This window comes from Rheinheimera sp. KL1 (genome assembly GCF_001275035.1).
GTDB lineage: Bacteria > Pseudomonadota > Gammaproteobacteria > Enterobacterales > Alteromonadaceae > Pararheinheimera > Pararheinheimera tangshanensis.
Genome location: NZ_LAMX01000002.1, coordinates 52483 through 74169 on the forward strand (window position 1 = coordinate 52483; position 21687 = coordinate 74169).

Sequence of the window (21687 nt, forward strand, 5' to 3'; positions counted from 1 at the left end):
AGTCTTTTGGTCTGTTTTTCGCGGCACAGTATAGCCTGTTACACCGCTTAAAAGATAGCTGGGACCAGAGTCGTTGGGTATAAAATTTAAGCATGTCCGGGCGGTAAGAACATCATGCAGGCATTAAGTTGCATTGGTATGAATTTTTTCTGTGCCGTGTTGGCCCGACAGGGCATTTTGCAGGACATCAAAAATGTAAAAAATCGCCTGGAGCTATTTTTAACAGCTTCAGCTGACCCGAAGGGCATTTGCAGGAGAGCAAAATGTAAAAAATCGCCTGGAACTATTTTTAACAGCTTCAGCTGGCCCGAAGGGCATTTGCAGGAGAGCAAAATGTAAAAAAGCCAGTCGAGGACTGGCTTTTTCAGGCATAAGCTGCGAATTAACGACGCAGACCTAAACGCTCGATCAGAGTAGCGTAACGCTGACCGTCTTTGCCTTTTAAGTAATCTAATAACTTACGACGTTGGCTAACCATACGTAACAGGCCACGACGTGAGTGGTGGTCGTGCTTGTGGTCAGCAAAGTGCGGTTGTAACTTAGCAATAGTTGCAGTTAATAAAGCAACTTGTACTTCTGGTGAACCGGTATCGCCTTGTTTAACAGCGAAATCTGCTAAGATTTGCGCTTTTTCAGCTGTAGTTAGTGACATAGAGCCTCCAATAGAGAGATATGTTGTGCCGGCCACTAATCCAGCAACAACGAAAATGAGCGCGCATTCTATGCGTTTTGTATTGAACTGACAAGTACTATTATAAAGCTGGTGTTTGCCACATGCTGGTATTCAGTAATCGTCGTACCGACAACACGCCAGCTTCTAACGAAGCCACACCAATAAACTGCTGTTCTGGCCCATACAACTTAATAGCATCAGCAGCTTCAGTGCCTAAATCGGCCAGCTCAGCATCACTCAACACCACAGTTTGACCATGGACCAGACGTTTTTGCTGCGCTTCATTCAGTTGCAGTTGCGGTAAGCCAGTTAAAGCCAAATCCATAGGCAATAATAAAGCGTCTAAGCCTGCCCAATCCTGCTTGTCATTTAAAGGCACCAACTGTTCTTGCGTCAGCATTTGCTCCGCATGAAATGGCCCAACATGAATACGGCGCAAGGCGCTGACATAAGCCCCAGAACCTAAAGCCTCACCTAAATCATCGATTAAGGTTCGGATATAAGTGCCTTTGCTGCAATGCACCAGAAAGCTGGCGTATTCGCCATCAAACTGCTGCAATTCAAAACGGAAGATAGTGATAGGCCGAGCTTCACGTGGTACTTCAATGCCCTGACGGGCATACTTGTACAACGGCTGCCCCTGATACTTTAAAGCCGAAAACATAGTCGGGACTTGCATCTGCGGACCACGGAACTGCTGCATCATCTGCTCAAGCATGGCTTGATCAAAGCTCACAGGCTTACGACTGATGATTTCACCTGCCGCATCACTGGTGTCAGTGCGCACACCAAAATGTGCAGTCACCAGATAGGTTTTGTCAGTGTCTAATAAAAACTGACAAAACTTAGTGGCCTCACCAAAACAAATCGGTAATAAGCCACTGGCTAATGGATCTAAAGCGCCGGTGTGGCCAGCCTTTTCCGCCTGATACAACCAACGCACGCGCTGTAAAATACCATTGCTGGAAATTTCTAACGGCTTATCAAGTAACAAAATGCCGTGGACTGCACGACGCGCCATTACTCTTCCTCGTCCTTACCAACCTTAGCTTTACGCTCTGGTTCCTGACCTGCTTCAATACGACGCTTCTCATCGTCACGGCGTACCTGTTCAACCAGATTCGCCATACGAATACCTTGGTCCAACGACTCATCAAAGTAAAAACGTATAGTAGGTACGATACGGGCCTGAATACGCTTAGCGATCAGACTGCGGATATAACCACAAGCGTCATTTAAAATATCCAGGTTTGCTTTTACCTTTTCAGCTTCTAAGCCTAAAAAAGTGACAAAAATTTTGGCGTGCGATAAATCACGCGACACATCCACATCTGACACTGTAATCATGTTGTGTAAACGTGGGTCTTTGATTTCACGTTGTAAAATCACTGCGATTTCCTGCTGCATTTGCTGCGACAGACGGTCTACCCGGGTAAATTCTTTAGCCATAACTCTTTCCAACACATGTGAGCAGAAAGAAACAGGGGCCTATGCCCCTGCCGATTTCTTCAACTTTATATTTACCAACTTAAAGCTGTTATAAAGTACGTTCCACCTGAACCACTTCAAACACTTCAATCTGGTCGCCTTCACGCACGTCGTTGTAGTTTTTCACGCCGATACCACACTCGAAGCCGTTGCGTACTTCGGATACGTCGTCTTTGACACGACGTAAGGACTCCAGTTCACCTTCGAAAATAACTACGTTGTCACGCAGTACACGAATTGGTGCGTTACGTTTAATCACACCTTCGGTCACCATACAACCTGCGATAGCACCAAACTTCGGTGAGCGGAACACGGCACGAACCTGAGCCAGACCAATGATCTGTTGTTTAAACTCAGGCGCTAACATACCTGTCATCGCTGCACGAACTTCGTCTAACAGTTCATAAATGATGCTGTAGTAACGTAAGTCCAGGTTCTCGTCTTCGATGATCTTACGGGCAGTACCTTCTGCACGTACGTTGAAGCCGATCACGATAGCCGATGATGCAGCTGCAAGCGTCGCGTCAGTTTCAGTAATACCGCCCACACCACTACCGATGATTTTGATTTTCACTTCATCAGTCGACAGACGGCTTAAGGATTCGCTGATCGCTTCGACAGAACCTTGTACGTCAGCTTTCAGAACTATATTCAGTTCTGCCACATCACCTTCAGACATGTTGGCAAACATGTTTTCCAGCTTAGATTTTTGCTGACGAGCCAGTTTAACATCACGGAATTTACCTTGACGGTACAAAGCAACTTCACGGGCTTTACGCTCATCTTTTACTACAGTCACTTCATCACCTGCCTGAGGTACACCGGACAGACCTAAGATCTCTACCGGAATAGACGGGCCAGCTACTTTGATTTCTTTGCCGTTTTCATCGCGCATTGCACGAACACGGCCGTATTCAAAGCCACAAAGTACGATCTCGCCTTGTTGCAGCGTACCTTCCTGCACCAGAATAGACGCCACAGGACCACGGCCTTTATCCAGACGGGATTCAATCACCACACCACGGGCCAGACCTTTTTTCACTGCTTTTAATTCAAGCAGTTCAGCCTGGTTCAGGATAGCTTCCAGCAGGTCGTCGATACCCATACCGGTTTTTGCAGAGATAGGCACGAATTGAGTATCACCGCCCCAATCTTCAGAAATAACGCCGTACTGAGATAATTCGTTACGAACACGATCCGGATCTGCATCCGGTTTATCCATCTTGTTGACAGCAACAACCAGAGGCACGCCAGCAGCTTTAGCATGCTGAATAGCTTCTTTAGTTTGTGGCATCACGCCATCATCTGCTGCAACCACCAGAATAACGATATCTGTGGCTTTCGCACCACGGGCACGCATTGAAGTAAAAGCCGCGTGACCAGGAGTATCCAGGAAAGTGACCATACCGCGTTCTGTTTCTACATGGTAAGCACCGATATGCTGAGTAATACCACCGGCTTCGCCAGCTGCTACTTTGGCTTTACGGATGTAATCCAGCGTAGAGGTTTTACCATGGTCAACGTGACCCATAACGGTCACAACCGGAGCACGTGGTTCTAACTCGCCTTGACCTTCACGGTCAGACATCACCGCTTCTTCCAGCTCGTTTTCTTTGGTCAGAGTGAACTTGTGGCCCATTTCTTCACAAACAATAGCTGCAGTTTCCTGGTCAATCACCTGGTTAATGGTTGCCATAGCACCCATTTTCATCATGACCTTGATCACTTCAGACGCTTTAACAGCCATCTTGGAAGCTAATTCAGCGACAGTGATGGTTTCGCCAATCTTCACTTCACGTTCTACTGGCTGAGCTGGTTTGTTAAAGCCATGCTGCATGCTGACAGGCGTTTTCTTTTTCTTGTGACGATTAGCGCGGTTAAAGGCGTCTTTATCATCTACATCATCTTTTTTCTTGGCTTTGCCGGCAGGTGCTTTTTTCGTCGTACGACGCCACCACGTTCTTCACGGGCGTCCACTTCGTCTTCAGCAGCTTTGGCGTAGACATTGCTGGTTAAGTGATAATCAGCTTCTTCTGCTGGTTTAGTCTCTTCTTTAGCCCAGCGTTCCGCATTTTCTTCGGCTAAACGACGTGCGGCTTCAGCTTGTTGTTTTGCTTCAGCTTCCAGCTTACGTAACTGCTCAGCTTCCTGTTGTGCTTTGATGCGTTCAGCTTCAGCCTTAGCTTCTTCTTTCGCCGCACGACGAGCCGCTTCTTCCGGATCGTCTTTCATTAACTGAGCATGTTTTGCTTCGTCACGTTTCTTCTGTTCAGCAGCTTTGCGTTCTGCTTCTTCTTTTGCTTTACGATTAGCTTCTTCTTTCGCTTTTTGCTCAGCGGCTAAACGCTCTTGTTCGCGCTGAGCAGCCTCTGCGGCTTGTTCAGCAGCAATACGTTCTTCTTCAGCCAGTTTTGCAGCTTCTTCGCCAGAAGGACGTTTAACAAAAGTTTTTTGCTTGCGCACTTCCACCTGAATTTCACGGTTGCGACCAGCGCCACCAGCCACACTCAGAGTGGTTTTTTCTTTACGAACTAACGTCAGTTTAGACGGTTCAGCGGACTGACCGCCATGGGCACGGCTTAAGTGATCCAGAAGCGTTTTTTTCTCTTCTTCATTGACCATTTGGCCGACTTGTTTTGTTATGCCTGCGTCCGCAAACTGTTGGATTATGCGATCAACAGTCGTATTGACGTCACTGGCCAGTTTTTCTATGGTTACATCTGCCATGTCAGTTTTTACCTCCGTTGACCCACTTATTTGTCTTCACTGAACCAAACAATATTACGGGCAGCCATAATCAGCTCTGCCGCTTTTTCTTCAGTCATTTTTTCGATTTCAATCAAATCATCTACCCCAAGCTCTGCCAGGTCATCAAGAGTGATGACGCCTTTGCTGGCCAACACATAAGCTGTGTGGGTACCAACACCTGGCAGATTAACTAATGCTTCACTAGGCGTTGAGCTTCCAGTGATTCTTCGCTGGCCAGAGCGCGTGTAGTTAACACGGCTTTAGCACGTTTACGTAACTCTTCTACAGTATCTTCGTCCAGGCCATCGATAGACAACAGTTCGCTGACCGGTACATAAGCGATTTCTTCTAAAGTCGAGAAACCTTCGTCTACTAATACACCGGCAAAATCTTCGTCGATTTCCAGTGCAGTCATAAACAGTTCCAACACCTTGGCATTTTCTTCCTGGTGTTTGGTTTTCATGGCAGAAACCGTCATCACGTTGAGTTCCCAGCCAGTTAACTGACTAGCTAAACGTACGTTCTGACCAGCGCGGCCAATGGCCATCGCCAGATTGCTGTCTTCTACTGCGATGTCCATAGAGTGCTTGTCTTCATCAACGATGATGGAAGCCACTTCTGCCGGAGACATAGCGTTAATCACAAATTGTGCCGGGTTGTCATCATATAAAACGATATCAACACGTTCGCCTGTTAATTCGCTGGATACAGCTTGTACACGTGAACCACGCATACCAACACAAGCACCTACAGGGTCGATACGACGGTCGTTGGTTTTCACAGCGATTTTAGCGCGTGAACCTGGATCGCGCGCGGCGCCGCGGATTTCGATCATCTCTTCGCCGATTTCCGGCACTTCAATGCGGAACAATTCGATCAGCATTTCAGGACGGGTGCGGCTTAAAAACAGCTGAGCACCACGTGCTTCTGGCTTTACTTCATACAATAAAGTGCGGATACGATCGCCTGGACGGAAAGTCTCTCGTGGCAACATTTCTTCTTTAGCCAACATAGCTTCTGCATTGTTACCTAAGTCAACAATGATGCTGTCACGGTTTACTTTTTTTACCACGCCAGTGACTAATTCACCGACCTGATCGACATAAGCTTCAACTACTTGTGAACGCTCAGCTTCTCGTACTTTTTGTACTATGACCTGTTTCGCCATTTGGGTGGTGATACGGTCAAAAGTAATAGAGTCGATTTGCTCTTCAACATAATCGCCTACTTGTAAATGAGGTTCGTCATATTGAGCCGCAGACAAAGTGATTTCGCGGTACGGGTGTTCCTGTACCTGCTCGTCGGGGATCACCAACCAGCGACGGAAAGTTTCATAAGCGCCAGTTTTACGATCGATTGCTACGCGGACTTCGATGTCGCCTTCGTTTTTCTTTTTAGTGGCGGCCGCTAACGCGTACTCTAACGCCTGGAAAATTTTCTCACGCGGAACTGACTTTTCGTTCGAGACCGCGTCTACTACTAATAAAATTTCTTTAGCCATATTATTTTGCCTCGCTTTGACCTGTGTATCAGAACACAGGTACTACGTTCGCTTTATCTACGTTATCCATCAGCAAACGGTAGAGTTTGCCATCCACTTCCACTACTAACATATCGTCTTCGATTTGTGTCAGCAGGCCTTTAAATTTGCGACGTCCATCCTGAGGAATAGCCAATTTTACTTCAATGATCTGGCCAACAACTTTGGCAAAATGAGCAGGAGTAAAAAGTGGGCGGTCTAAACCAGGAGAGGACACTTCAAGGTAATATTCATTCGGTATAGGGTCTTCAACATCAAGTAACGCACTCACTTCGCGGCTTACAGTGGCGCAGTGGTCCACGGTAATACCATCCTGATGGTCAATATAAACCCGCAGAATAGAGTGACGTCCAGCACGAACGAACTCTATGCCGACCAGCTCAAAGCCTGCGGCTTCTACTGTTGGCGTTAACAGCTCAGTTAACTGCTGTTCTTGTTTAGTCAAAGAGACCTCCAGAAATAAAAAAAGGGCATAGAGCCCAGAATAGTAATAAAACCTTGTCGCCAGATATAAAAACGCCCCGAAATCTCGGGGCGACTTTAGAGCTGACTGGACTTTGATATCGCCAATCAAAATCCTGAATTCTGTAGGTTTCACAGCGAACTGTATAACCTGGGCCACACATTTGCTTCCAAAAGAAGCAACTTACTATGAACTTACTCATTTCGATATAAAGAATTTAAAAACTTTATTCAGTGAGAAAGTTGGTTGCGGGAGCCGGATTTAAACCGACACCCTTCGCCCGGGGTTATAAAGAGGAGCCCGTAGGCTTTTTCTTCATATTTACTTCACCGTGCGAATTTGGTTGCGGGAGCCGGATTTGAACCGACGACCTTCGGGTTATGAGCCCGACGAGCTACCAGGCTGCTCCATCCCGCGTCCGTAAACGACGCACATTATATAGTCCTGGTCTGACTATCGCAAGCATTGCTTGTTGTGCTTTGAATATTGGTGCCGAGAGCGGGACTTGAACCCGCACGCCCGAAGGCACTACCACCTCAAGGTAGCGTGTATACCAATTTCACCATCTCGGCTGAAAATCAGAAGTGCAATCAGTTTCCTACAGGAATATCTGATGCTGGCTTTTTCTCTTCTGTTGCATCAGCTGCTTTAGTTTCAACTGGCACTGATAAATCCTGCCATTCGTCTACAGCTTTCACACGGTCTGTACTCAGGTTACCCAACAACAGACTCAAAGCGAAAAACAAAGTCGCCAGTACTGTGGTAGTACGAGTTAAAAAGTTACCTGAACCTGAAGAACCGAAAATAGTAGCTGAACCACCAGCACCAAAAGAAGCGCCCATATCCGCACCTTTACCATGCTGGATTAACACCAGAACGATCAGCGCTAAAGCGACCAACAGATACAATACAATAAACAATTCGTACATTATGAATCCTTTGCCATTGTGCAAATCGCAGAAAAATCTGCCACTTTTAAACTGGCGCCACCAATAAGAGCGCCGTCTATATCCGCCTCTGCAAACAGGGCTTCACAATTAGCAGCAGTGACACTGCCACCATAAATAATTCTTAACTCATTTGCAGCTTCCGCATCATATTGCGCCAGATGCTGACGTATAAACTGATGCACTTGCTGGGCTTGTTCTGGGGTTGCTGTGCGACCTGTGCCTATGGCCCAAACCGGTTCGTAACTTACTACAGAATGCGCCAGTAAATGAGGCTGCGCAGCATACACCGCATCCAATTGCCGTGCAAGAACCTGCAAAGTTTTTTCTTCTTCTCTTTGTGCTAATGTCTCGCCCACACAAAGTATTGGTGTAAGACCTGCTTCGATGGCTACTTTTACTTTCTGACTGATCACAGAGTCTTGTTCGCCGTAAAGAGCACGACGTTCTGAATGGCCAACGATTACAGAAGAAGCTCCAGACGTACACAGCATATCCGCAGAGATTTCACCGGTAAAGGCCCCCACCAACTGTTCGCTCAGATTCTGAGCACCCAACTTATAATTAGGATGTTTTGGAAAGTCGGCAAGAAAAATTACCGGAGGGCAGATCAAAATATCAGGTAGAGGCTGTTTTAACACAGACAAGGCTTCTGACATCTGTTGAACCAGCTCAGAATTGCCATTCATTTTCCAGTTAGCGACCACTAACGGCTTGCGTTGTCTCATGTTATTGCCTCTGAATTAAAACGGGCGAGATAGTAACTAACCTCGCCCGCACAGACAAGACTTGATGACTAAATTAACAGTTTTTAGCTAGCGACCTTGACTGCATCGGCTATTTTTTGCGCTAAATTCTGTACTTCGTCTTGTATTCTTCCTTCTACCATTACACGGATCAATGGCTCTGTACCGGATTTTCGGATCAAAACGCGTCCCTGACCGTTCAACTGCTGCTCAACTTGCTGTATGACTTTCTTGACGTGTAAGTTTTCTAAAGGGGCTGTGCCTTTTTCAAACTTCACGTTCACCAGCACCTGTGGCAATTTAGTCATGCCTTGGGCCAATTCAGCTAAAGATAATTTTGCTTCCAACATAGCGGTTAATACCTGAATAGAAGCAATAATACCGTCGCCTGTTCCTGCGTGGTCCAGATTCAGTACGTGACCGGAATTTTCGCCACCAATACGCCAGTTTTTCTGCGCCAGCATTTCAACCACATAACGATCGCCAACATTAGAGCGAGCAAAAGGAATACCCAACTCAGCCAGAGCCAGTTCCAGACCCATATTACTCATTAAAGTACCCACGACTCCGCCCTGTAGCTTATTCAGCTTTTGTGCATTGCGGGCAATGATATAAACGATTTCATCACCATCAATCACGCGGCCGGTGTGGTCTACCATCATGACCCGATCGCCATCACCATCATAAGCAATACCTAAGTCAGCGCCTGTCTCTATTACAGTCTGTTGCAACAGATCGGTATGGGTAGCACCACAATGGTCGTTGATGTTTAAACCATTAGGACTGACGCCTATGGCCTGAACCTCGGCACCTAATTCACGGAATACATTTGGAGCTATGTGGTAAGTGGCGCCATGCGCACAGTCGAGCACCACTTTTAAACCACTTAATGACAAGTGGTTTGGCATATGGCTTTTGCAGAATTCAATATAACGACCAGCCGCGTCATCAATACGCATGGCTTTGCCCAAACGTTCGGATGATTCACAGACCATAGGCTGTTCCATGGCTTCTTCGATAGCGAGTTCGACGTCATCTGGTAACTTAGTACCATCGGCCGAGAAAAACTTAATGCCGTTATCATAATAAGGATTATGTGATGCACTAATCACAATACCAGCCTCAGCACGGAAAGTGCGGGTCAGGTAAGAAACGGCTGGAGTTGGCATAGGGCCTAATAAACGTACATCGACACCAGCAGCCACTAAACCAGCTTCTAGCGCAGTTTCCAGTAAATACCCGGAAATCCGTGTATCTTTTCCTATCAGTACTTTTTTGGTACCACGCTGCGATAACACACGACCAGCCGCCCAACCTAACTTCATTGCAAATTCAGGGGTGATTGGAAACTCACCCACTTTGCCACGCACCCCATCAGTGCCAAAATACTTCCTAGACATGCTCTACTCCAAATAAAGTGGCACAAGCAACGGCCACGGCCTGCACAGTTTCTTTCACATCATGCACGCGGATAATGCGGGCACCTTTCATGACAGCTATTGTGGCACAGGCCAAACTACCTGCCAAACGTTCATCAGCCTGAAGGTTTAATAATTGACCAATCATTGATTTTCGCGACATGCCAACTAAAACAGGATAATGATGCGACATGAAGACTGAAAGCTGACTTAACAATTGATAATTATGTTGCAGACTTTTACCAAAACCAAAACCTGGGTCGAGAATGATCTGACCTTTAGGAATACCTGCGGCGAGACAAACCTCTGCTCTTTGTATCAGAAAATCACACACTTCTTTCGCTACATCCTGATACAAAGGAGCATGCTGCATAGTTCTGGGTTGCCCTTGCATATGCATCAGGCAGACAGGGACCTGCGCCGAGGCGGCAAAGTTGACAGCTCCAGTGTCCAATAAAGCTCTAATATCATTGATGATATCAGCACCAGCAGCCACAGCCTCTTTCATCACTTGTGTTTTACAGGTATCAATAGAAATCACGCAATCTAACTCAGAGCGAATAGCCTCAATCACCGGCAGGACTCTGTCCAGTTCCTGCTGCACTGAAACCTCTTCAGCTCCAGGGCGGGTAGACTCTCCGCCTATATCCAAAATAGCAGCGCCAGCGTCCAGCATAGCCCTGGCTTGTCTGATGGCAGCTTCTTTTCCAATAAAACGACCACCATCGGAGAATGAATCCGGCGTGATATTTAAAATACCCATCACTTTAGGGCGAGATAAATCCAACTGCCGCTGACGGGGTAACTGCAATAACATAATAAAGCTCCTTCATCGTCTGGACAGTCGCAACAAGCAGCCTGCTTTCGCCTGAGCCGGAGGCGTTATACAGGCTGTTGCGACACCCCCTGGTCTTGCACATAGCAAAACCCCGGGAACTCCCGGGGTTTGATTCATAAAAACTTATAATTTACAGAGGATTTTCTGTAGATGGCTCTGACGGGCTGACCGTATCAACAGGCTTAGAATCGTCACTGTTGGAGCCTTTGTTTTTATCTTTAGGCTCCCAGTTCTCTGGCTGACGCACAGTACGACGGTTCATTAGATCTTCAATCTGTCTGGAATCAATAGTTTCATACAACATCAACGCGTCTTTCATTGCGTGCAAAATATCCATGTTTTCTTCAATCATGGTTTTGGCTCTGTTGTAGTTACGATCGATGATGGCTTTGATCTCAGAATCGATAATACTCGCCGTTTCATCAGACATATTCTTGGCTTTTCCCATACTGCGGCCCAGGAATACTTCACCTTCTTCTTCGGCATACAGCAGCGGACCTAATTTGTCTGAGAAGCCCCATTGAGTCACCATATTACGCGCAATAGAAGTCGCATATTTGATGTCCTGCGAGGCACCAGTTGATACAGCGTCACCACCGTAGATCAGTTCTTCCGCCAAACGACCGCCGTAAGCTACTGAAATTTTACTTTCCAATTTACGACGACTGATACTGATGGCATCAGCTTCAGGTAAAAAGAACGTCACACCTAAAGCACGGCCACGAGGAATAATAGTGACTTTGTGTACAGGATCATGCTCTGGCACCAGACAACCCACAATAGCGTGTCCTGCTTCGTGGTATGCAGTCATTTCTTTTTCAGCTTCAGACATCACCATAGAGCGGCGCTCTGCACCCATCATGATTTTATCTTTGGCTTTTTCAAACTCTTCCATGCCAACCACACGGCTGTTACCACGGGCGGCAAACAATGCGGCTTCGTTCACCAGGTTGGCTAAATCTGCACCAGAAAAACCAGGAGTACCACGAGCAATCACACTGGCCTTAACATCGTCACCTAACGGCACTTTGCGCATGTGTACTTTCAGAATTTGTTCACGGCCACGTACATCAGGTAAACCTACGACCACCTGACGGTCAAAACGGCCTGGTCTTAATAATGCGGCGTCCAGCACGTCTGGTCTGTTGGTCGCGGCGATAATAATGATACCTTCGTTACCGTCAAAACCATCCATTTCTACCAGCATCTGGTTTAAAGTTTGTTCACGTTCATCATGACCACCACCTAAACCTGCACCACGCTGACGGCCTACGGCGTCAATTTCGTCAATAAAGATGATACATGGAGCGGCCTTTTTTGCTTGTTCAAACATGTCACGCACACGGCTGGCGCCGACACCAACAAACATTTCAACGAAGTCAGAACCTGAGATGGCAAAAAACGGTACTTTCGCCTCACCGGCAATGGCCTTGGCTAGCAAAGTTTTACCTGTACCTGGCGGCCCTACCATTAAAATACCTTTTGGTATTTTACCGCCCAACTTCTGGAAGCGGGATGGGTCTTTTAAATAATCTACCAGCTCGGTGACTTCTTCTTTGGCTTCGTCACAACCAGCCACGTCAGCAAAAGTCGTTTTGATTTGATCTTCGCCCATTAAGCGGGCACGGCTCTTTCCAAAAGACATAGCGCCTTTGCCACCACCGCCCTGCATCTGACGCATAAAGAAAATCCAGACGCCGATCAGCAACAGCATTGGGAACCAGGAGATGAAAATCTGCCCCAGCATGCTTGGACTCTCAGGTGCTGTGCCAGAGAAGGTGATGTCATTTTTGTACATGTCATCAATTAGCTTTGGATCGTAGCCAGTTGGGATCACAGTTTCAAAACGGTCACCAGAACGTTTTATACCCGTGATGACACCATTCTGTTCCTTCACCTCGCGGATCTGGCCCTGATTGGCTTCTTTCAGAAACTGGGTATAACTCATTTGCTTGTCTGCTTTATCAGCAGGACCAAAACTATTAAATACCGACATCAATACAACGGCGATGACCAGCCATACGATGAGATTTTTTGCCATGTCACTCAAGGTGAGAACCTCTCAGTTACGAAAATAGTTACAAAAACGGTTACGATACAATGAACCTACCGTTACTTTACTAGACTTTAAAGCCTGTCGCTACGATATATGTCTCACTGGATCGTGCCCGGGACGAATCCGGTTTACGAATTCGTACCGTGGTAAATACACTGCGAACCTGCTGTACAAAGGTTTCGAAGCCTTCACCATGAAATACTTTGACCACAAAACTGCCATTTTTCTTCAATACGTTGTTACACATTTCCAACGCCAGTTCCACAAGATACATACTTCTGGACTGATCCACTGTGCTGTTGCCACTCATATTAGGTGCCATGTCAGACAGAACCACGTCCACGTTGCGGCCACCTATGCGCTCTAACAAGGCGTTTAATACAGCTTCTTCACGAAAGTCGCCCTGTAAAAAAGCCACACCAGCTAAAGGGTCCATCGGCAGAATATCACAAGCCACCACACAACCTGACTGACCAACTAATTCAACAGCCCGTGCAGACCAACTGCCAGGTGCTGACCCCAGATCTACGACTGTCATGCCGGTTTTGATCAGTTTATCTTTGTCCTGAATTTCATCCAGCTTAAAAGCGGCTCGGGATCTTAAACCCAATTTCTGCGCTTTTTGCACAAAAGGGTCGCTTACATGCTCCTGTAACCAGCGAGAGGAGCTGCCGGAACGTTTTTTCTTTGTCATCTGAGTACTCTTAAATAGTCTTCATAGCGAGATGGCGGTACAATAGTGTAATTTCAAGCTTTCCAACACGGAAAATCTACATATATGAACCTTAGTAATAAACAAAAACAGTTTTTAAAAGCCAAAGCACACGAGTTAAAGCCCATCATTCTGCTGGGTGGCAACGGACTCACTGAAGGCGTAATGGCCGAAATTGATTTGGCGTTAGAGCACCATGAACTGATCAAAGTTAAAGTTCCAAGCATCGACCGCGAAGAGAAAGTAGCCATTATGGACGCTATAGTGCGTGAAGCCAAAGCACAAAAGGTTCAGGTGATTGGCCATATATTAGTGCTTTACCGCGCAGCCAAAGAGAAAAAGTTACATATTCCAAAGGGCTAATCTGCACCTTTTAAGTAACCTGCGGCCTGCAAATTCAAGCGGGCCGACTCTTCACTTTCTGCGATATGCCGAGTCAAATACTCAGGCTTCTCTACTTCAGTGGCTTTTAGATACTGCCATGTCAGCATTTCATCCGCCGGTAACAACAATTCGACATGATGTAAATTATTGGCAATAGCCCATTCAGAATTCTGTTTTAACAACTGCAGTGATTGCGCAGGACTGGCTTGCCATAATCGGATATCCAGAACAACGGCCCAGGGTTTCGTTATAACCGGAGTAATCAAAGCGCGGAAATCCCTGACATATTCTTCTGTCCCCAGCAAGCTCGACACGCCAAAAACCTGAACCCAAAGCACATGGTCCATCTGTTGGATCTGATAAGCCTTTGTCTGGCGTTTTTGCATGGCAATCCACTCTGAGTTATTAAGACTAAAAAGGCGGCCTAAGCCGCCTTTTTGTTGCAGATACAGCTTATAAGTACTGCACTTGAGTGATCTCAAACTCCACCATACCAGCTGGCGTATTGATAGTGACCACATCTTCTTCTGATTTACCAATCAAACCGCGGGCTATAGGTGAATTCACCGAAATCCTGAAGTTTTTAATATCCGCTTCATCGTCCCCTACGATACGGTAAGTCACTTCTTCTTCCGTATCCAGGTTCAAAATAGTCACAGTAGCACCAAAAATCACTTTGCCGTTATTTGGCAACTTAGTGATATCGATGATCTGTGCGTTGGATAACTTGGCTTCGATATCCTGAATGCGGCCTTCACAAAAGCCCTGCTGTTCACGGGCAGCGTGATACTCCGCGTTCTCTTTTAAATCACCATGCTCACGCGCGTCGGCTATCGCCTGAATGATAGCCGGGCGTTTTACTGTCTTCAGCTCATGCAATTCATCACGCAAGCGTTGAGCGCCTTCAACAGTCATAGGGATTTGACTCATCCGTTTACTCTCTTATGTAGTTCCTGTACTGATGCAACTGTAGCAAAGGCATTGGCCGCATTGGCTTTACAGGTTGCAAAAGCTGCATTTAACGTTGTGGTGTAGTTGGCTTTGTGTTGCAACGCGCCACGGCGTAACACTTTCGAATCTTCAATGGCTTGACGCCCTTCAGTAGTGTTCACGATATAGCTGTATTCACCGTTTTTGATTCTATCCAGAATATGTGGTCGGCCTTCGAATACTTTGCTGACAGTACGGCATTCTATGCCTGCTGCTTCTAAAGCTTTAGCTGTACCACCTGTAGCATCAAGTTCAAAACCCAGCTCAATCATAGTTCTGGCTAATTCAACAACGCGCACTTTATCGCTGTCACGCACTGAAAGTAAAGCACGACCACCTGTTGGGATCACTGTGCCTGCACCTAACTCTGCTTTGGCAAAAGCTTCTGCAAAGCTATCACCCACGCCCATAACTTCGCCCGTAGAGCGCATTTCAGGGCCTAGGATTGGATCGACACCAGGGAATTTATTGAACGGGATCACCACTTCTTTCACGGAGAAATAAGGCGGGATAATCTCTTTGGTAATACCCTGAGCAGCTAAAGACTGGCCAGCCATACAGCGGGCGCCTACTTTAGCCACCGCCATACCTGTAGCCTTAGAGACAAAAGGCACAGTACGGGCAGCACGCGGATTCACTTCAATCAAATAAATTTCGTTATCTTTGACCGCAAACTGAGTATTCATTAAGCCGACCACACCCAGCTCAAGTGCCAGCTTTTTCACCTGTTCACGCATTCTGTCCTGCACATCGGCAGATAAGCTGTGTGGTGGTAAAGTACAGGCTGAGTCGCCTGAGTGCACACCGGCTTGCTCAATGTGTTCCATGATACCGCCGATGATGACTTCTTTGCCGTCACAAATGGCGTCGATATCCACTTCAATCGCGTCATCAAGGAAACGGTCCAGTAATACCGGAGAGTCGTTCGACACACTGACCGCTTCGGTCATATAACGACGCAGGTCCTGGTCGTCATAAACGATTTCCATAGCACGGCCACCTAATACATAAGATGGGCGCACCACCATCGGGTAACCAATAGTAGGGGCTTTAGCAATAGCTTCTTCAAGGCTAGTGACCGTAGCATTTTGAGGTTGTTTTAACCCCAAACGCTCCACTGCCTGCTGGAAACGCTCACGGTCTTCAGCGCGGTCAATGGCGTCTGGCGATGTGCCAATGATTGGCACACCATTCGCTTCCAAAGCACGGGCTAATTTTAATGGCGTCTGGCCACCGTATTGAACAATCACGCCTTTTGGCTGTTCTTTACGGACGATTTCCAGCACGTCTTCCAGAGTAATAGATTCGAAGTACAAACGGTCTGAAGTGTCATAGTCAGTCGATACGGTTTCAGGATTACAGTTGACCATAATGGTCTCGTAACCGTCTTCACGTAAGGCCAGCGCTGCATGTACACAGCAATAGTCAAACTCAATACCCTGACCTATGCGGTTTGGACCGCCACCGATAATCATAATCTTGTCACGATTGCTTGGTGCAGCTTCACATTCCTCGTCATAGGTGCTGTACATATAAGCCGTGTTGGATGAAAACTCAGCCGCACAGGTATCCACCCGTTTGTAGACAGGGTGCAGGCCGAAGCTGTGACGTTTTTTACGCACTTCGCTTTCAGCAACGCCCAATAAGTCTGCCAGACGTTGGTCGGCAAAACCTTTACGTTTTAATACTTTTAAGCGGCTTTCATCTAAACCAGCAAAACCTGCAGCTTGCACCGCGGCTTCTTCTTTCAATAAATCTTCAATCTGGACCAGGAACCAATGGTCGATTTTGGTCAGTGCATAGATTTCATCCATGCTCATGCCCATGCGGAACGCATCAGCTATGTACCAAATACGGTGCGAGCCAGGTTCACGCAATTCACGAATGATTTTTTCTTTGGCCTCTGGTGCGCGAATATCAATGATTGGGTCTAAACCACAAACGCCAATTTCCAGACCACGTAAGGCTTTTTGCAGCGATTCCTGCTGGTTACGGCCAATGGCCATCACTTCACCGACAGACTTCATCTGAGTAGTTAACCGGTCATTAGCTCCAGCAAACTTTTCAAAGTTAAAACGTGGCACTTTAGTCACCACATAGTCGATACTTGGCTCAAACGAAGCAGGTGTTTTACCACCAGTAATATCGTTGGCCAGTTCGTCCAGTGTGTAACCACAGGCCAGCTTGGCGGCGACTTTAGCAATAGGGAAACCTGTGGCTTTGGACGCTAAAGCGGAAGAACGCGATACACGTGGGTTCATCTCGATGATCACCATACGGCCATCTTCAGGATTAATACCAAACTGTACGTTTGAACCACCAGTTTCGACACCAATTTCACGCAGAACAGCCAAAGAAGCGTTACGCATGATTTGGTATTCTTTATCCGTTAAGGTCTGAGCAGGCGCTACGGTAATAGAGTCACCTGTATGCACACCCATAGGGTCAAAGTTTTCGATAGAACAGACGATGATGCAGTTGTCGTTTTTATCACGCACTACTTCCATCTCGTATTCTTTCCAACCGATCAGCGATTCGTCAATCAGCAGCTCTTTGGTTGGCGACAGATCCAGACCACGAGTACAGATTTCTTCGAATTCTTCGCGGTTGTAAGCAATACCACCACCTGAACCGCCCATAGTAAAAGACGGACGAATGATGCATGGAAAACCAATTTTCTCCAGTACTTCGTAGGCTTCTTCCATCGAATGCGCTAGGCCTGCACGTGGACAAGCTAAACCTATAGAACGCATGGCTTTATCAAAACGGCTGCGATCTTCTGCTTTGTCTATGGCATCGGCAGTAGCGCCAATCATTTCAACATTATATTTTGCCAGCACACCATGACGCTCTAAGTCCAGCGCACAGTTTAATGCGGTTTGACCGCCCATAGTAGGTAACACCGCACATGGACGTTCTTTTTCAATGATTTTTTCTACCACTTGCCAGTGGATAGGTTCGATGTAGGTTGCATCGGCCATTTCCGGGTCTGTCATGATAGTGGCAGGGTTAGAGTTCACCAGAATGACGCGGTAACCCTCTTCTTTTAATGCTTTACAGGCTTGAGCACCTGAATAATCGAACTCACAAGCCTGGCCGATTACAATAGGACCGGCGCCGAGGATAAGAATACTTTTAAGATCGGTACGTTTTGGCATAGCTATTCTCTGTCTCTCTGATTCTTACCAATTAAGCCTGACGCTGTTGCATCAATTCGATAAAGTGGTCAAACAATTCACTGGCTTCATGTGGACCAGGACTGGCTTCAGGGTGGCCCTGAAGCTAAACGCTGGTTTGTCGGTGCGGTGAATCCCCTGCAAAGTACCATCAAACAACGACTTGTGAGTCGCACGTAAATTGGCAGGCAATGTGGCTTCTTCCACAGCAAAACCGTGGTTCTGTGCTGTGATTAACACCTTGTTTGTATCCAGATTTTTCACCGGATGGTTACCACCATGGTGACCCACTGTCATTTTGACTGTTTTAGCACCGCTGGCTAACGCCAGTAATTGGTGACCTAAACAAATACCAAACACAGGAATATCAGTGGTCAGGAAAGTTTCGATGGCTTGAATAGCGTAATCGCAAGGCGCTGGGTCGCCAGGGCCATTGGATAAGAAAATACCGTCAGGATTCAGTGCTAATACCTCTTCAGCAGAAGTTTGAGCCGGAACCACAGTTAAACGACAACCACGGTCAGCCAACATACGCAAAATATTACGTTTCACACCAAAATCGTAGGCAACGACATGAAAGGCTGAATTATCTGGTTTAGCAAAGCCCTGACCTAAAGCCCAGCTTCCTTCAGTCCATTGATAGGACTCTTTGACTGAGACTTCTTTGGCCAAATCCATACCAGATAAACCAGGGAAAGCACGCGCCAACTCTAAAGCTTTGTTTTCGTCTAAGTTATCACCCGCCATTAAGCAGCCATTTTGTGCGCCTTTGTCACGCAGAATACGGGTCAGTTTACGGGTGTCGATATCGGCGATGCCTAAAATATTACGGGAGCTAAGGTAGTGACTAAGAGAGGCTTGATTACGGAAATTACTGGCTAACAAAGGAAGGTCACGGATAATAAGGCCTTTGGCCCAGATTTTATCAGACTCCTCATCTTCATCGTTTGTGCCGGTATTTCCAATATGAGGATATGTCAGAGTGACGATTTGTTCAGCATAGGAGGGATCCGTGAGGATTTCCTGATACCCGGTCATCGAGGTATTAAATACCACCTCTCCAACAGAAATACCTTCAGCGCCAATGGCTGTACCGCGAAATACGGTGCCGTCTTCCAGTACGAGCAGGGCGGACTTAGTCAAAATAACCTCCAAACAGCAGAAAACGGGGGAAAAACATTACAGTTCACCACCCGTTTTGACCCAGAATTTTTGTATCCACATTTGCTTAGGCAAACCTGACTATTCTAGGCGATTTGAGCTATTTGGTCTAACTCTTTTTTGAAATTTTATAAAAATGACGCTTTGATCGCATTTTTATAACATATTGCTCAAAAAGTTAAGCTAAGTCAGCTAAACCCAGTACTTGTTGCATAGAATAAAGTCCTGGCTGTTTATTTTGCAACCAGAGCGCTGCGCGCCATGCGCCTTGAGCAAAAGTACTACGACTGGAAGCTTTATGGGTAATTTCCAGCCGTTCTCCAAGGTCCGCAAAGAGTGCGGTATGATCACCAATAATGTCACCACCTCTGACTGTCGCAAAACCAATGGTTTTTTGTTCACGCTCACCGGTTATGCCTTCACGGCCATAGACTGCCACATCGGAGAGATTACGATCCAAAGCTTTGGCAATTTGATGGCCTATCGCCATAGCAGTGCCTGAAGGGGCGTCTTTTTTAAATCTGTGGTGCGCTTCAATAATTTCAATATCAGCCGTCTGGCCCATCACTTTAGCTGCAGTTTGCACCAGATGCAGTAATAAGTTCACACCTACACTCATATTGGGCGCCCACACAATAGGAATATGTTTAGCGGCCTGTTGCACTGCTGAGTATTGACTATCTGTTAGGCCAGTCACACCAATCACCAGCGCTTTTTTGGCCTGCACCGCAAATTCCAGATGCTGTAGCATGGCGTCTGGCATAGTGAAATCAATCCAGATGTCAGCTGAATCTAAAGCCGCAACAGAAGTCTCTATAAAAGGCAGATTCAATTTGCCACAACCGGCCAGCTCACCTGCATCCATACCTGTTAAAGCAGAACCGGCACGCACAGTAGCAGCGCTCATCGGCAATTGATGCTCTTTAGCCACACTGACTAAAGCTCTGCCCATACGGCCGTTGGCACCTAAAATACCTACTGTACTCATCTGTTGTTCCTGTGTTTGGCTACTGTAATACGGGCGCTATTAAACGGCAATCCGGATGGATATGCAACCCCAAACTGCCAGCACTGTTACACTGCTGCGGTAAAAATGGCGCGGCTGGCACTATAGTCGATATCGCCATGCTCACCCAGTTTATCCATGCCTTGGCTCATCACTTTGGCCATCAGCTCATCCACAGAAGATGCAGGCAAGCCATAAGCCGTTAAGCGGGTTGGGACGCCCATTTGCTCAAAGAAAGCACGGGTGTGATTGATGGCCTCATCAATCTGACGCTCAGGGTCTTGCTGCTGTAAACCCCAGACTCTGCTGGCGTACTGCAATAACTTGTCGCGTTTGGTCGCACGTTGTTGTTGCATTAAGGCTGGCAGTACGACAGCTAAAGTTTGAGCATGATCTAAGCCATACAAGGCTGTGAGCTGATGACCTAAGCCGTGCGTGGCCCAATCCTGAGGCACGCCTACACCAATCAAACCGTTCAGCGCCATAGTGGCGGCCCACATTACATTGGCTCTGACATCGTAGTTTTCGGGTTCATTTAAGGCTTTTGGCCCTTCTTCAATCAGTACCTGTAATAAGGATTCAGCAAATCTGTCTTGTACTGCAGCGTTGACCGGATAGGTCAGGTATTGCTCCATCACATGAACAAAAGCATCCACTACGCCATTGGCGATCTGTTTAGCTGGCAAACTGTAAGTTACTTTGGGATCCAAAATGGCAAACTGCGGATAAACAGATGGATGCGAAAACGCCAGCTTTTGCTGCGTGCTCTGGCGGGTAATGACCGCATTCGCATTACTTTCAGTGCCGGTCGCAGGTAAAGTCAGCACACAACCTAAAGGTAATGCAGCTTTAATACGGGCTTTTTTCTCTAAAATGTCCCAGCCGTCCTGGTCCAGCAACGCAGCTGCAGCTATGTATTTACTGCCATCTACTACTGAACCGCCACCAACAGCCAGAATGAAATCGATGTTTTCTGCTTTTACCAAGGCAACAGCTTTACTTAAAGTTTCATAGCTGGGGTTGGGTTCGATACCAGAAAACTCCAGCACCTGATGGTCTTTTAATGCATCAGTCACTTGCTGATACACACCATTTTGTTTAATAGAACCACCGCCATAAGTCAGTAATACCTTGCTGTCCTTAGGGACCAACTTGCTCAACTGACTGATTTGGCCATCACCAAACACAATACGGGTTGGATTATGGTAAGAAAAATTAAACATAGTAACTCCGGTGTGTAATACAAAAATTAAGTGGTTTATATGGGCCTGAACCGCGTTAAGTTCAAGCTGCTTTTGGTTTTTTCTTCTGTCATAGGCAAAATGCCGGAATTCAGTTAGG

17 protein-coding genes, 2 tRNA genes and 3 pseudogenes are annotated in these 21687 nt (G+C 46.7%); 2 read left to right on the forward strand and 20 right to left on the reverse strand.

Annotation, left to right across the window (positions count from 1 at the left end; all coding sequences use genetic code 11):
• Nucleotides 1-114 precede the first annotated feature (114 nt).
• Entirely contained in the window at nucleotides 115-339 is a 225-nt protein-coding gene (locus tag WH43_RS00595) for a hypothetical protein (protein ID WP_053422729.1), read from the forward strand.
• Nucleotides 340-382: 43 nt separating this feature from the next.
• On the opposite strand, the gene rpsO is transcribed toward WH43_RS00595, so the two are convergent.
• The 14 genes and pseudogenes from rpsO to rlmE all read right to left on the reverse strand — a co-directional run bounded on the left by rpsO (nucleotide 383) and on the right by rlmE (nucleotide 13611).
• Nucleotides 383-652, reverse strand: a complete 270-nt coding sequence (gene rpsO / locus WH43_RS00600) for a 30S ribosomal protein S15 (RefSeq protein ID WP_008900377.1) — start codon at nucleotides 650-652, stop codon at nucleotides 383-385.
• Between the two features lie 100 nt (nucleotides 653-752).
• On the reverse strand, nucleotides 753-1694 hold the full coding sequence (gene truB / locus WH43_RS00605) for a tRNA pseudouridine(55) synthase TruB (protein ID WP_053422730.1): 942 nt from the start codon (nucleotides 1692-1694) through the stop codon (nucleotides 753-755).
• A complete protein-coding gene (gene rbfA / locus WH43_RS00610; protein WP_053422731.1) occupies nucleotides 1694-2122 on the reverse strand; it encodes a 30S ribosome-binding factor RbfA in 429 nt (142 codons plus the stop codon). Before rbfA ends, truB begins: the two co-directional genes overlap by 1 nt.
• Before the next feature lie 88 nt (nucleotides 2123-2210).
• Nucleotides 2211-4888: pseudogene (infB, locus tag WH43_RS00615) on the reverse strand (translation initiation factor IF-2).
• A 26-nt stretch (nucleotides 4889-4914) separates the two neighbouring features.
• Nucleotides 4915-6410 (reverse strand): annotated as a pseudogene (gene nusA, locus WH43_RS00620) (transcription termination factor NusA).
• Nucleotides 6411-6438: 28 nt separating this feature from the next.
• The gene (gene rimP, locus WH43_RS00625) at nucleotides 6439-6894 is read right to left on the reverse strand and encodes a ribosome maturation factor RimP (RefSeq protein ID WP_053422754.1); all 456 of its coding nucleotides are present in this window, start codon (nucleotides 6892-6894) and stop codon (nucleotides 6439-6441) included.
• A gap of 358 nt (nucleotides 6895-7252) precedes the next feature.
• Nucleotides 7253-7329, reverse strand: a tRNA-Met gene (locus WH43_RS00630).
• Between the two features lie 70 nt (nucleotides 7330-7399).
• Nucleotides 7400-7484: transfer RNA gene (locus WH43_RS00635), tRNA-Leu, on the reverse strand.
• Between the two features lie 18 nt (nucleotides 7485-7502).
• Nucleotides 7503-7841, reverse strand: coding sequence for a preprotein translocase subunit SecG (gene secG / locus WH43_RS00640; RefSeq protein WP_053422732.1), 339 nt, complete (start codon nucleotides 7839-7841; stop codon nucleotides 7503-7505).
• A complete protein-coding gene (gene tpiA, locus WH43_RS00645; protein ID WP_053422733.1) occupies nucleotides 7841-8587 on the reverse strand; it encodes a triose-phosphate isomerase in 747 nt (248 codons plus the stop codon). The genes secG and tpiA overlap by 1 nt, the downstream gene beginning before the upstream one ends.
• A gap of 83 nt (nucleotides 8588-8670) precedes the next feature.
• A complete protein-coding gene (glmM, locus tag WH43_RS00650; protein ID WP_053422734.1) occupies nucleotides 8671-10005 on the reverse strand; it encodes a phosphoglucosamine mutase in 1335 nt (444 codons plus the stop codon).
• Entirely contained in the window at nucleotides 9998-10840 is an 843-nt protein-coding gene (gene folP / locus WH43_RS00655; RefSeq protein ID WP_053422735.1) for a dihydropteroate synthase, read from the reverse strand. The genes glmM and folP overlap by 8 nt, the downstream gene beginning before the upstream one ends.
• A 151-nt stretch (nucleotides 10841-10991) precedes the next feature.
• The gene (gene ftsH, locus WH43_RS00660; RefSeq protein ID WP_188713516.1) at nucleotides 10992-12902 is read right to left on the reverse strand and encodes an ATP-dependent zinc metalloprotease FtsH; all 1911 of its coding nucleotides are present in this window, start codon (nucleotides 12900-12902) and stop codon (nucleotides 10992-10994) included.
• A 79-nt stretch (nucleotides 12903-12981) separates the two neighbouring features.
• On the reverse strand, nucleotides 12982-13611 hold the full coding sequence (gene rlmE / locus WH43_RS00665) for a 23S rRNA (uridine(2552)-2'-O)-methyltransferase RlmE (RefSeq protein WP_053422737.1): 630 nt from the start codon (nucleotides 13609-13611) through the stop codon (nucleotides 12982-12984).
• 84 nt (nucleotides 13612-13695) lie between these two features.
• Between rlmE and yhbY the strand changes: the two genes are divergently transcribed.
• Nucleotides 13696-13992 carry a ribosome assembly RNA-binding protein YhbY gene (yhbY, locus tag WH43_RS00670; protein ID WP_053422738.1) on the forward strand — a complete coding sequence of 99 codons (297 nt, stop codon included), beginning with the start codon at nucleotides 13696-13698 and terminating at the stop codon, nucleotides 13990-13992.
• On the opposite strand, the gene WH43_RS00675 is transcribed toward yhbY, so the two are convergent.
• From WH43_RS00675 to WH43_RS00700, 6 genes and pseudogenes are all read right to left on the reverse strand, one after another.
• The gene (locus tag WH43_RS00675; RefSeq protein ID WP_053422739.1) at nucleotides 13989-14495 is read right to left on the reverse strand and encodes a hypothetical protein; all 507 of its coding nucleotides are present in this window, start codon (nucleotides 14493-14495) and stop codon (nucleotides 13989-13991) included. The genes yhbY and WH43_RS00675 overlap by 4 nt on opposite strands.
• On the reverse strand, nucleotides 14467-14943 hold the full coding sequence (gene greA, locus WH43_RS00680) for a transcription elongation factor GreA (protein ID WP_053422740.1): 477 nt from the start codon (nucleotides 14941-14943) through the stop codon (nucleotides 14467-14469). Before greA ends, WH43_RS00675 begins: the two co-directional genes overlap by 29 nt.
• Nucleotides 14940-18161 (reverse strand): carbamoyl-phosphate synthase large subunit, encoded by a 3222-nt coding sequence (carB, locus tag WH43_RS00685; RefSeq protein ID WP_053422741.1) that lies wholly within the window; start codon nucleotides 18159-18161, stop codon nucleotides 14940-14942. The genes greA and carB overlap by 4 nt, the downstream gene beginning before the upstream one ends.
• Nucleotides 18162-18192: 31 nt before the next feature.
• Nucleotides 18193-19322, reverse strand: a pseudogene (gene carA / locus WH43_RS00690) (glutamine-hydrolyzing carbamoyl-phosphate synthase small subunit).
• Between the two features lie 196 nt (nucleotides 19323-19518).
• Nucleotides 19519-20328, reverse strand: coding sequence for a 4-hydroxy-tetrahydrodipicolinate reductase (gene dapB / locus WH43_RS00695; RefSeq protein WP_053422742.1), 810 nt, complete (start codon nucleotides 20326-20328; stop codon nucleotides 19519-19521).
• An 86-nt stretch (nucleotides 20329-20414) separates the two neighbouring features.
• Nucleotides 20415-21569 (reverse strand): iron-containing alcohol dehydrogenase, encoded by a 1155-nt coding sequence (locus WH43_RS00700; protein ID WP_053422743.1) that lies wholly within the window; start codon nucleotides 21567-21569, stop codon nucleotides 20415-20417.
• Nucleotides 21570-21687: the final 118 nt, after the last annotated feature.

Excerpts from the sequence above, each read along its gene's own strand:
- yhbY (WP_053422738.1), top strand. The coding sequence starts at position 13,696 with ATGAACCTTAGTAATAAACAAAAACAGTTTTTAAAAGCCAAAGCACAC.
- rpsO (WP_008900377.1), bottom strand. The coding sequence starts at position 652 with ATGTCACTAACTACAGCTGAAAAAGCGCAAATCTTAGCAGATTTCGCT.
- ftsH (WP_188713516.1), bottom strand. The coding sequence starts at position 12,902 with ATGGCAAAAAATCTCATCGTATGGCTGGTCATCGCCGTTGTATTGATG.
- WH43_RS00595 (WP_053422729.1), top strand. The coding sequence starts at position 115 with ATGCAGGCATTAAGTTGCATTGGTATGAATTTTTTCTGTGCCGTGTTG.
- WH43_RS00700 (WP_053422743.1), bottom strand. The coding sequence starts at position 21,569 with ATGTTTAATTTTTCTTACCATAATCCAACCCGTATTGTGTTTGGTGAT.
- glmM (WP_053422734.1), bottom strand. The coding sequence starts at position 10,005 with ATGTCTAGGAAGTATTTTGGCACTGATGGGGTGCGTGGCAAAGTGGGT.
- rbfA (WP_053422731.1), bottom strand. The coding sequence starts at position 2,122 with ATGGCTAAAGAATTTACCCGGGTAGACCGTCTGTCGCAGCAAATGCAG.
- carB (WP_053422741.1), bottom strand. The coding sequence starts at position 18,161 with ATGCCAAAACGTACCGATCTTAAAAGTATTCTTATCCTCGGCGCCGGT.
- truB (WP_053422730.1), bottom strand. The coding sequence starts at position 1,694 with ATGGCGCGTCGTGCAGTCCACGGCATTTTGTTACTTGATAAGCCGTTA.
- secG (WP_053422732.1), bottom strand. The coding sequence starts at position 7,841 with ATGTACGAATTGTTTATTGTATTGTATCTGTTGGTCGCTTTAGCGCTG.
- dapB (WP_053422742.1), bottom strand. The coding sequence starts at position 20,328 with ATGAGTACAGTAGGTATTTTAGGTGCCAACGGCCGTATGGGCAGAGCT.
- rlmE (WP_053422737.1), bottom strand. The coding sequence starts at position 13,611 with ATGACAAAGAAAAAACGTTCCGGCAGCTCCTCTCGCTGGTTACAGGAG.
- greA (WP_053422740.1), bottom strand. The coding sequence starts at position 14,943 with ATGAGTCAAATCCCTATGACTGTTGAAGGCGCTCAACGCTTGCGTGAT.
- folP (WP_053422735.1), bottom strand. The coding sequence starts at position 10,840 with ATGTTATTGCAGTTACCCCGTCAGCGGCAGTTGGATTTATCTCGCCCT.
- tpiA (WP_053422733.1), bottom strand. The coding sequence starts at position 8,587 with ATGAGACAACGCAAGCCGTTAGTGGTCGCTAACTGGAAAATGAATGGC.